Source organism: Alteromonas sp. AO-Serp (assembly GCF_017849675.1).
Lineage (GTDB): Bacteria > Pseudomonadota > Gammaproteobacteria > Enterobacterales > Alteromonadaceae > Alteromonas > Alteromonas macleodii.
The window spans coordinates 1-9,916 of sequence record NZ_JAFLMX010000258.1 but is presented as its reverse complement, the minus strand read 5'-3'; the positions used below and the strand labels follow the sequence as shown (position 1 = coordinate 9,916).

Annotated in this window: 8 protein-coding genes; 1 reads left to right on the top strand and 7 read right to left on the bottom strand. The window is 44.3% G+C overall.

Features of this window, described 5'->3' with window-relative positions; all coding sequences use genetic code 11:
• Positions 1 to 211: 211 nt before the first annotated feature.
• The 7 genes from QVA83_RS17015 to seqA all read right to left on the bottom strand — a co-directional run bounded on the left by QVA83_RS17015 (position 212) and on the right by seqA (position 8,958).
• Positions 212 to 538: a heavy metal-binding domain-containing protein gene (locus QVA83_RS17015; protein ID WP_014949040.1), complete on the bottom strand. Its 327-nt coding sequence runs from the start codon at positions 536 to 538 to the stop codon at positions 212 to 214.
• A 56-nt stretch (positions 539 to 594) separates the two neighbouring features.
• On the bottom strand, positions 595 to 1,005 hold the full coding sequence (locus QVA83_RS17010) for an HIT domain-containing protein (protein WP_014949039.1): 411 nt from the start codon (positions 1,003 to 1,005) through the stop codon (positions 595 to 597).
• On the bottom strand, positions 998 to 2,029 hold the full coding sequence (gene astE / locus QVA83_RS17005; protein ID WP_156078180.1) for a succinylglutamate desuccinylase: 1,032 nt from the start codon (positions 2,027 to 2,029) through the stop codon (positions 998 to 1,000). Before astE ends, QVA83_RS17010 begins: the two co-directional genes overlap by 8 nt.
• 145 nt (positions 2,030 to 2,174) lie before the next feature.
• Complete coding sequence (locus QVA83_RS17000; RefSeq protein ID WP_014949037.1) at positions 2,175 to 3,479, bottom strand: putative bifunctional diguanylate cyclase/phosphodiesterase; 1,305 nt, start codon at positions 3,477 to 3,479, stop codon at positions 2,175 to 2,177.
• Positions 3,480 to 3,776: 297 nt separating this feature from the next.
• Positions 3,777 to 6,254 carry a glycogen/starch/alpha-glucan phosphorylase gene (locus tag QVA83_RS16995; protein ID WP_014949036.1) on the bottom strand — a complete coding sequence of 826 codons (2,478 nt, stop codon included), beginning with the start codon at positions 6,252 to 6,254 and terminating at the stop codon, positions 3,777 to 3,779.
• Positions 6,255 to 6,472: 218 nt separating this feature from the next.
• Positions 6,473 to 8,125, bottom strand: coding sequence for a phosphoglucomutase (alpha-D-glucose-1,6-bisphosphate-dependent) (gene pgm, locus QVA83_RS16990; RefSeq protein WP_014949035.1), 1,653 nt, complete (start codon positions 8,123 to 8,125; stop codon positions 6,473 to 6,475).
• A 47-nt stretch (positions 8,126 to 8,172) separates the two neighbouring features.
• Entirely contained in the window at positions 8,173 to 8,958 is a 786-nt protein-coding gene (seqA, locus tag QVA83_RS16985; protein ID WP_014949034.1) for a replication initiation negative regulator SeqA, read from the bottom strand.
• Between the two features lie 500 nt (positions 8,959 to 9,458).
• Between seqA and QVA83_RS16980 the strand changes: the two genes are divergently transcribed.
• The coding region (locus QVA83_RS16980; RefSeq protein ID WP_287498734.1) for an AAA family ATPase at positions 9,459 to 9,916 on the top strand (458 nt) is incomplete at its 3' end.

The following is a 9,916-nucleotide window of genomic DNA, read 5'->3' as shown; positions in this document are numbered from 1 at the left end:
ACGGACATTTTAAACTCGCCCTTCGGGAAGGTCTGGCAAGCTTCCTAACTTCATTCTGGGAATTTGAAAGGGAACAGCCATTCCTGCATTCCCACGCTTCGCTAGGAAACTTGCCAGCACCTTCTGAGTGGGCAATTATCTATGCGGATTGGTATTAATCGGCACTTAATTGATAAACGTTAATTCACCAAAGCATACGCCCTTCATAATCTTATAAAGGGGTTGTTTTCACCGCGGTACCGCTAATGCTCACCATAAGCATACTGCCTTTATCGCCAATCACTTGATAATCTAAGTCGATGCCAACCACAGCATTTGCGCCCATGCTTCTGGCTTCATGCTCAAGCTCAGTAAACGCTAACTTACGTGCGGTGGTTAACTCTTCTTCATACGACCCAGAACGGCCGCCAACGATATCGCGAATAGAGGCGAAAAGATCTTTAAATACGTTTGCGCCCATCACGGCCTCGCCCACAACAATACCGTAATAAGCTTCAATTTTATGCCCTTCAAGCGTTGGGGTAGTTGAAACTATCATGCATAACTCCTTTTAATGTGAACTGTTTATTTTGCGCTATTAAGGGCGTGCGCCCTCTAGCTGTTGTTTTCGAACCACTGCTTAACAGACTTAACAAGTGCCTGAGCATCGTTTGTGTTATACGCCACTGCTGGCTGGTTGCCCCACACAGGTTTTGGCCACGCACAATCATTTTCAAAACGTGCGACGTGATGAACATGAAGCTGCCTTACCACATTGCCTAGTGCTGCCACGTTAAGTTTAAGCGGTGAAAACAAGGACTGCATGGCTTTTGATGCCAATGCAGACTCTTTAAGTAAAGTAATCTGCTCTTCTTCTGACAAATCGATAATTTCCGCAATATCATTTTTCATCGGCACTAAAATAAGCCACGGAAACTGACTATCGTTCATTAACAGTACACGACACAGCGAGAGATCACAGACAAAAAATGTATCATTGTGTAAACGGCTATCAAGTTTAAACATCTAGCTTATCCAACGTAGTAGGCACAACGGTTAATAAGGCGCGTTGTCCAATGGCCACTTTTGCATTCGGGAAAACAATGGCTTCGCCGTCCTGCTCTGCTATGTACTCTTTACTCGGTTCAGAAGCCAATACCGTGCCTTTAGGGTAGTCAGTGAAGTTTGGCGTATCGTCATCGAAATGAAGCGTAAACTGTTCTTCGTTTCGGTTTATAACTTGGTTCACGCGATAAATATCAAGGTCATCCATATCAACCTTAGGCGCGTACTCGGTTTGAGTAATTAGCTGCGTTATCGCTTGTTTCGCATCTTCAAATCGACGCATATCGTTTTGCCCAAATGGACGCACTTTGCCAAGTTCAACCGTAAACGCGTGCGCGTTGTATTGATATGACGAGAAATAGCTAAAGGTGGTTGTCGAGCTTTCCGACAGTAATATGGTTTTCACACCACACGCGGCGAGAAATGCCAGCTGCCCTTTGCTGTGTATTCTGTCATGAAGATAAGGATATACCGCAAACTTTTCATTTTTTGAGGCGCGAATTGCTGTGTGTAGGTCGTAGTGATATCGGGTGCCCTCTCCCGCTTCAAAGAAAGACGCCACAGCATCTTCGAGCTGTTTAGCACGAACGCGCTCTGCGTTCACTAAACCTTCGCCCTTCGAGTGTGCACAGCTAAACAAGCGGTTCATGTTCTCTTCAACGAAACGCTCTGCAATATCCATCGCTGGCAGGTTGCCAAATAAGAACAAAACATCATGTGCCAGCGTTATGTTCCCTGTAAGGATCCCCTTAACTAAATCATCACAGATTTCGATAGGTGCGGTTTCATTACCGTGCACACCACACGATAAAACAATGCGTTTATTAGGCTTAGAGGTTGGCTGTACTGAAAAACTGATAATGCCAGGTGCGGTAATATCGACGAGCGTACCATTAGCTAATGTAAATTGATGAGAGCGTTCAAATAATGCGGAATTACGGCGAGAAAGTGTTAAAAATTGGCCGCTTTCGATAAGTTCTTGCATAAGTGTGAGCTTTGTCTACGTTGTCTAATCTCGAATGCTTCCAGTGTACCCAGACAGGCCTTCAAAATCACGTTATCTCACTGTTTAATTCCCAGTAGCTGTAAGCATTGAACAACGGAACTACAGATTGCCGCACTTTCAGATACTACGCTTGAGCGCGTCTAGGCGAGTTGCCGATAATTATCTCTTGTTGGGTAAGCTGTACGAAATCAACGAATGGAATGGCGCGAGAGAATAGGTATCCCTGCCCTTGTGTAACCCCTATTTCTCTGAGTATGTGAAGCTGCTCTACGGTTTCTATGCCCTCGGCGACTACACAGCACTCTTTTGCATGCCCTATCACTTTCGCCGCTTCGATAATGGCGCGATTAACAGGGTGAGCTTCAAGTTCCATCACAAAGGACTTATCGATTTTCAGCGCATCCAAATCCAGATCTCGAATATAAGCAAGATTTGAATACCCTTTACCAAAATCATCTACAGAAATAGATACGCCTAAGCTTCGCAGCTCATCTAACTGCTTTTTCACCATTAATGAATTAGACAGTGCCACGTCCTCGGTAAGCTCCAACTCGATTAACGAAAGCGGCATTGAATACGTACGACTCAGCATCGTCAGGGTTGGAACTAACTGGTTGTCGTATAACTGTGTGGGAGAAATATTCACAGACAGCATTAAAGACCGCTTCATTAGGTCCAATTCCGAGAGCGCCCTAAAGGCTTGCTCAAGCGTCCAGTAGCCCAGTTCGCTCATCATATTATACGACTCGGCCGCTTCGATTAGCGGACCTGGAAATAAGACGCCATCAAGAGGGTGATTCCAGCGAAGTAAGCACTCAGCCCCCACTACTTCTAGCGTTGTCAGATCGACTTTTGGTTGATAGTAAAGCTCGAGTTCATTTTGTGCTAATGCACGTTTTAAATCTGCTTTTAGCGCCAAACTTCTGCCCGTGTCGGTTTTGTCTGACTTAGTCAACGCGAAGTAATTTTCGTATTTGTTTTCTTTTGCTTGTTTTAAAGCCGTTTCCGCTCGGGAAACAAAGGAAGTGATATCAAAGTCATTCTTAATACTGCACACCACACCTACGTTAAAGTCTGCAATAAAAGCCGTACCATCATAATGCATAGGCGTTTTGAAATGCTCGACTAAGCGTTCGAACATTTGTCGCATTACGGTTTCATTACTTTCATTAGGAAAAACGATGCCAAAAACATCACCACTGATACGGCCAATCGATACCGCAGTTCCAAATAGGAGTTGGATGCGGTTGGCTATTTCAAGTAAAAAGCGATCGCCTACATGAATGCCCAGACTGGTTGTCACATCAGAAAAACGCACTACATCGACCAGCATCAATGAAATAGAAGCACTGCGAGATGCTTGCTTCGAAATGCTATCGATAAACGCATAGCGATTGGGAATGGTTGCCAGTGATGTGTGTTGGCTCATGATGTTTTCCTTGAGCTTTACGCTTCGAGGTACTAAAAACAACTAGTTATATAAAACCATGGCGCTACGAAAGGCGCAACGACAGTAACGTATTATTTTGTATACCGTCTTATACTTTTGTACAACATTAGCCTAATATTGGACAAAAAACATGGCTGTAGTACTTATTTCTGGTGACGTTAAGAACAAACTGTGCCGTATTTTGAACCCAATACGAAACAATGAAGAAGTATTTAGAGGGTAATAAAAAACCCGGCGAGTGTACCACTGCCGGGCTATTTCTTTACGGTTCTGCGATTAGCTTTCAATCTTACACGGTGAAAGTTTCCAAACGCGTTCTACGTAGTCACGAATTGAACGATCTGAGGTAAATTTACCCATCTTCGCTGTATTGATGATGGCCATTTCTGCCCAACGCTCTTTGTCGCGGTATGCAGCATCAACTGCAATTTGTGCATCAGAATAAGCACGGAAATCTGCAAGCACCATGTACGGGTCACCGTTATCAAGTAAGCTTTGCTTAATTGACACCAATGCACCTGGTTTACCTGGCGTAAAGTAATCCGTTTCTAACCAATCCAGCACAGCTTTAATTTCTGGATCTTTATAGTAGTAGTCATGTGGGTTATAGCCATTCGCTTTAAGCTCGTTCACTTCTTCTACTGTAAGTCCGAAGATAAAGATGTTGTCATCGCCCACTTCTTCAGCAATTTCAACGTTTGCACCATCAAGTGTACCAATAGTTACCGCACCGTTCAGCGCAAGCTTCATATTACCGGTTCCTGATGCCTCTTTACCTGCCGTACTGATTTGCTCAGATACGTCTGCCGCTGGAATCATTTTTTCAGCGAGTGATACACGGTAGTTTGGTAAGAATGCTACTTTAATCTTGTTATTTACGCGCGGATCGTTGTTGATCTTATCCGCTACCTTGTTAATAGCGAAGATAATATCTTTCGCAAGCTTGTAGCCCGGTGCCGCTTTAGCACCAAACACAAATACACGCGGGTGCATATCGTAATCAGGGTTTTCTAGAATACGACGGTACAACGCCATAATATTCAGAAGCGCTAAGTGTTGACGCTTATACTCGTGCAAACGCTTAATCTGCACATCGAAAATGGCGTTAACGTCTACTTCTATATCAAGGGACTTGCGAATTTCCTCTGCTAGTAACTCTTTGTTCTCAAGCTTCACTTTCATGAATTGCTTCTGGAACGTTTTGTTGCTCGCAAATTTAGCCAACCCCTGCAGTTTGTCTAAGTCGCGCGGCCAGTCTTCACCAATCTTTTTATCGATTAGCTTGGACAGCGCTGGGTTACACGCTTTCAACCAGCGGCGTGGTGTAATACCGTTGGTTACGTTAGTTAGCTTACCTGGATATAGTTCATCGAACTCTGGGAACAGAGACGACTTAACAAGACGAGAGTGCATTTCTGCCACACCGTTAACGGCAAATGAACCGATTACCGACAGGTGGCCCATACGAACCATCTTCTCGTTACCTTCTTCAATGATTGAAAGCTTAGCTTTCATGGCATTGTCGCCAGGCCACTTCTTATCAACCTCTGCCATAAAGCGGTGGTTAATTTCATAAATGATTTCTAGATGACGAGGAAGGATCTTCTCAATCATGCGCGCAGGCCACTTTTCAAGTGCCTCTGGCAGCAAGGTGTGGTTGGTATATGCAAATACTTTTGTACAAATCCCCCACGCTTCATCCCAGCCAAGCTCTGCGCGGTCAACAAGAATGCGCATTAGCTCTGGTATAGAAATAGCTGGGTGCGTGTCGTTTAGCTGAATAACAACCTGATCGGCGAAACGGCTCCAATCGTCACCATGAGCACGCTTGTAACGACGGATAATGTCTTTAAGCGAGCACGAGCAGAAGAAGTACTGCTGAATAAGACGCAGCTCTTTACCCGCTTCGGTCTCATCGTTTGGATAAAGTACTTTTGAAATCGTTTCAGCTGATACATTTTCACGCTGTGCATCAACATAACCACCAGCATTGAATACGTCCCAATTGAAGTAGTCAGACGCTTCTGACTGCCACAACCGCAGTACGTTTACGGTTTTACCTTCGTAGCCTACAACCGGAATGTCCCACGGCACACCTTTAACAATTGAGCCAGGGTGCCATTCTTTCAGCACTCGTCCGTTGTCGCCGTATTTAGTCTCTACATAGCCGTAAAGCGATACTTCTTGAATAGATTCTGGACGGCAAATTTCCCATGGATTACCGTAGTCACGCCAGCTATCTGGACGCTCGATTTGCGCACCGCTTTTAATTTCTTGGCGGAACAAACCGTGCTCGTAATGAATACCATAACCTATTGCAGGTAATTCCATTGTCGCTAGTGAGTCGATGAAGCAAGCCGCTAGTCGGCCAAGGCCACCATTACCTAGCGCCATATCAGGCTCTTCTTCAAGAATGTCTGAAATTTCAACACCTAGCTCTTTCAACGCACCACTCGCTACATCGAATAGGCCAAAGTTTTGCAGGTTGTTTGAAAGCAAACGGCCCATTAGGAATTCAGCAGAGAAATAATGAACGGCGCGGGTGTCGTTCAGGTAATGACTTTTCTGGGTTTTGCGCAACCCTTCAAGTACTTGTTCTTGAATTGCAGCGCACGTTGCTTTCCACCAAGCGTGATTGTTTGCTTTGTTTTCGTCGGTGCCTAGCGTGCAGTGTAAGTGTTTAATAACCGCTGCTTTGAATGCAGCCTTATCGATCACTGGAGAGGGTTGCGTCTTGGTCGCTTTTGCGTTCATTTTGCGTCTCACTCTTAAGTAGAAGCGGTGTTTACACACCGAAAACGTAATTTAATTACAGAATAACTTCAGAATATGACAGCAATATAGCAGCGCTTAAACGATTATGTTGTAATAATTTTGTTAAAATAACAAAAAATCGCATGAATTCGTATGCATTCATGCGATTTTTAACAATTGATTTACAAAAAAGAATTTAAAGTGATTTATTTTTGTACTTATTTAATTATTTTTCCGACTAAGGCTTCGGCTTCAGCAATTAGATCCTGTAAGTGGCTTTCACCGTTAAAGCTTTCCGCATAGATTTTATAAATTTGTTCGGTGCCAGAAGGACGCGCTGCGAACCAGCCATTTTCTGTCGATACTTTAACGCCACCAATTGCCGCATTATTACCTGGCGCATGGGTTTGAACGGCAGTGATAGGCTCGCCTGCCAACGTATCGCTAGTGACGACAGATGCATCCATCGCCGAAAGCTTTTGCTTTTGTTCAAGTGTTGCTGCCACGTCAACACGGCTGTAAACCGGCGCTGCAAATTTTTCCGTTAGCGCTTTGTAGTGCTCGCCAGGATCTTTGCCTGTGATGGCTAGGATTTCAGCTGCCAGCAAACAAAGAATAAAGCCGTCTTTGTCTGTCGCCCACGTGCTTCCATTGCGTTCAAGGAAAATTCCACCAGCACTTTCTTCACCCGCAAAACCAATAGTGCTGTTTGATAAACCATCAACAAACCATTTAAAGCCTACCGGCATTTCAGCCAAAGGTTTACCTAAACTGTTGGCTACGCGGTCAATCATACTGCTAGACACCAGTGTTTTACCGATATTTAAATCGCTAGGCCATTCTGGACGGTGGGTATAAAGGTAGTTAATAGCCACGGCCAAATAATGGTTTGGGTTCATAAGGCCCGCACTTTTGCACACAATACCGTGACGATCGAAGTCAGGATCATTGCCCCAAGCTAAGTCAAAGTTATCTTTCAGCTCGATAAGCCCTGCCATCGCATAGGCAGACGAACAATCCATGCGAAGCTTACCGTCTTTGTCACGGCGCATAAAACCAAACTGTGGGTCAACCGCGTCGTTAACAACGGTAATGTCCAATCCATACTTTTCAGCAATACGCGACCAATATCCGACACCTGCACCACCGAGTGGGTCTGTACCTAGTTTTAAGTTAGCTTTTGCAATCGCTTCCATGTCGATAACGTTCGCTAGGTCTTCAATATAAGGTTCCATGAAGTCTTCTTCACGAACCAATTTGCGTGCGGTAGCTTGGCGAATATCAATGCGCTTAACGTTTTTATTGCCATCGGCGATTAGTTCATTCGCGCGTTCTTGAATTTGCTTGGTTACGTCGCTATCGGCAGGTCCACCATGAGGCGGGTTGTACTTAAATCCACCGTCTGAAGGAGGGTTATGAGAAGGCGTAATGACGATACCATCTGCCTTGTCGGTGTTACCTGCGCGATTGTAGCGAATAATAGTACGTGAAATAACAGGTGTCGGCGTATAGCCCATGCTTTCATTGTCTGCGCGCTGCACGACAACATTGACACCGTTTGCACACAAAACTTCGATAGCGGTAATCATGGCAGGCTCAGATAACGCGTGGGTATCTTTACCAACGAACAGCGGACCGTCGATACCTTCTTGTTTACGATACTCTACCAATGCTTGGCAAATTGCACTGATGTGGGTATCGGTAAACGTAGCGTTGGAAGCTGTACCTCTGTGACCTGACGTGCCAAAAGAGACCGCTTGACCCGGGTCATTCATATCCGGTTTATAGCTGTAATACTGGCTCACTAACTGCGCTACGTTAATGAGTTGCTCTTTTGCTGCATGCTGTCCAGCCTGCGGATGTAATGCCATGAAAAAAATCCTTATTTAGAAGTTTCGTTGTTCTATACCTTGGCTTGCTATTTACCTTCTGAAGAGAAACGCGCAATCACGGTTTCAATAACATCGGGTTGATAGCCTAAGTTACGCAAAACTTGTTCCAGCATATTCGTTTTCTTGGCAGTATTGTTATTTGTTACCACCCAGAACGGGCTATCAGGGATAGCTTTAGGATTAGTACTGCTGCCGTTTTCCAACAATGCCGCCTTACTTGTCGCAAAGTACGTACGGTTTTTACCTTTTATACTTTCAACACGAGTAAAGTTTTCTGCATTAAGCTTGTGCGCTGCACTTAAAACAAACAGGAATTGATCAACGCGCTTGGTAAATGTGCCTAATGCATCTTTTGACACCGCTTCAAGAATGTCTCTTTTCGAGTGAGCTTCTGTTGCTGGCGTTACTGAAGAAACTTCCGAAACCTTTTTAGCTGCCCTTGAGCTCGCAGGCGCTTTTGCTGCCGTTGCTTTAGCTGGAGCTTTCTTCGCTGCAGCCTTTGGCGCTGCTTTAACTGCTGAACTGGCTGTCGCTTTAGTAGGCGCTTTGGTTTGTACTTTAGTCGCCACTTGAGTTTCAACTTCGGGTGTTGACTCACTTCCGTTATCTGCGGTTTCTACAACGTCTGTACTTTTTGGTTCGCTTGTTTTTACAGATGTAGATGAAGCCCCACCATGCTGGACACCGTGGGACACGGCACCGTCTTCAGGCAAAAGTAAACGTCTTAAAATTTGTGATGCACTCTCACCAATATGCTTCGTTTGGCTGGCGATGAAGGCATATAAATCGTCATCTATTTCAATGCTTTTCATAACTACTTCCTTTTTAAGAGGCACCATTATAGACAACACAGATAAACTACGCAGCACTTAATAACAGATGTTTTGCGGGAATCTATGCTAATAAGGCAAGAAAGTGACGTTTTACTGCTTCCCATCCCGTCGTATCTGCTGTCGATAAAGTCCATGTAAGCCGTTTTTACTTTTTTTAAAATAGACGTCGCCTTAACAACATTAAGAACATAGGAGAAACAACGCAACGAACCATCAAGTCGCTGATATACCTGCGTATAAAATTTAACAGGTAATTCAATAGAAAGCCTTTCGCTATCGTTGCTATTATTAAGAAGTAGTGACCTTCGAAACACCACATTGTCGGCACTCGTTACCGTTCGCTAAACATGTAAGCTAGAACATGAACTCAGACATGAACTTAAACATCATTGCGCAACATCCTTAGAAAAGCCTTAATCGCTTTCTCACTGTTTAATACGTAGTGTGACAGAGTAACTTTAAACTTAAGTGACAATCATATGCGCCAAGATATCATTAACGTACAGCGGGCTCTTAGTCAGAAAATTATTGGTAAAGATCACCAATTAAAACTCGCAATAACTTGTTTACTTGCCAATGGCCACTTATTAATTGAAGACTTACCGGGAATGGGTAAAACCACCCTTTCTCATGCGCTTTCACAAGTTTTTGGCCTACAATATTCTCGCATTCAATTTACTTCTGACTTACTCCCATCAGATATGTTGGGCGTAAACATTTTTCATAGTAATGAACAAGACGAGGCAAAGCGCTTTTCGTTTAGACACGGCCCTATTTTTAGCCAAGTGGTGTTAGCGGACGAGCTAAACAGAGCCAGCCCCAAAACACAAAGCGCTCTGTTAGAAGCGATGGAAGAACGACAAGTAAGTATAGATGGTGTAACCCATGCGCTGCCGTCTCCGTTTTTTGTTATTGCGACACAAAACCCAAGCTATCA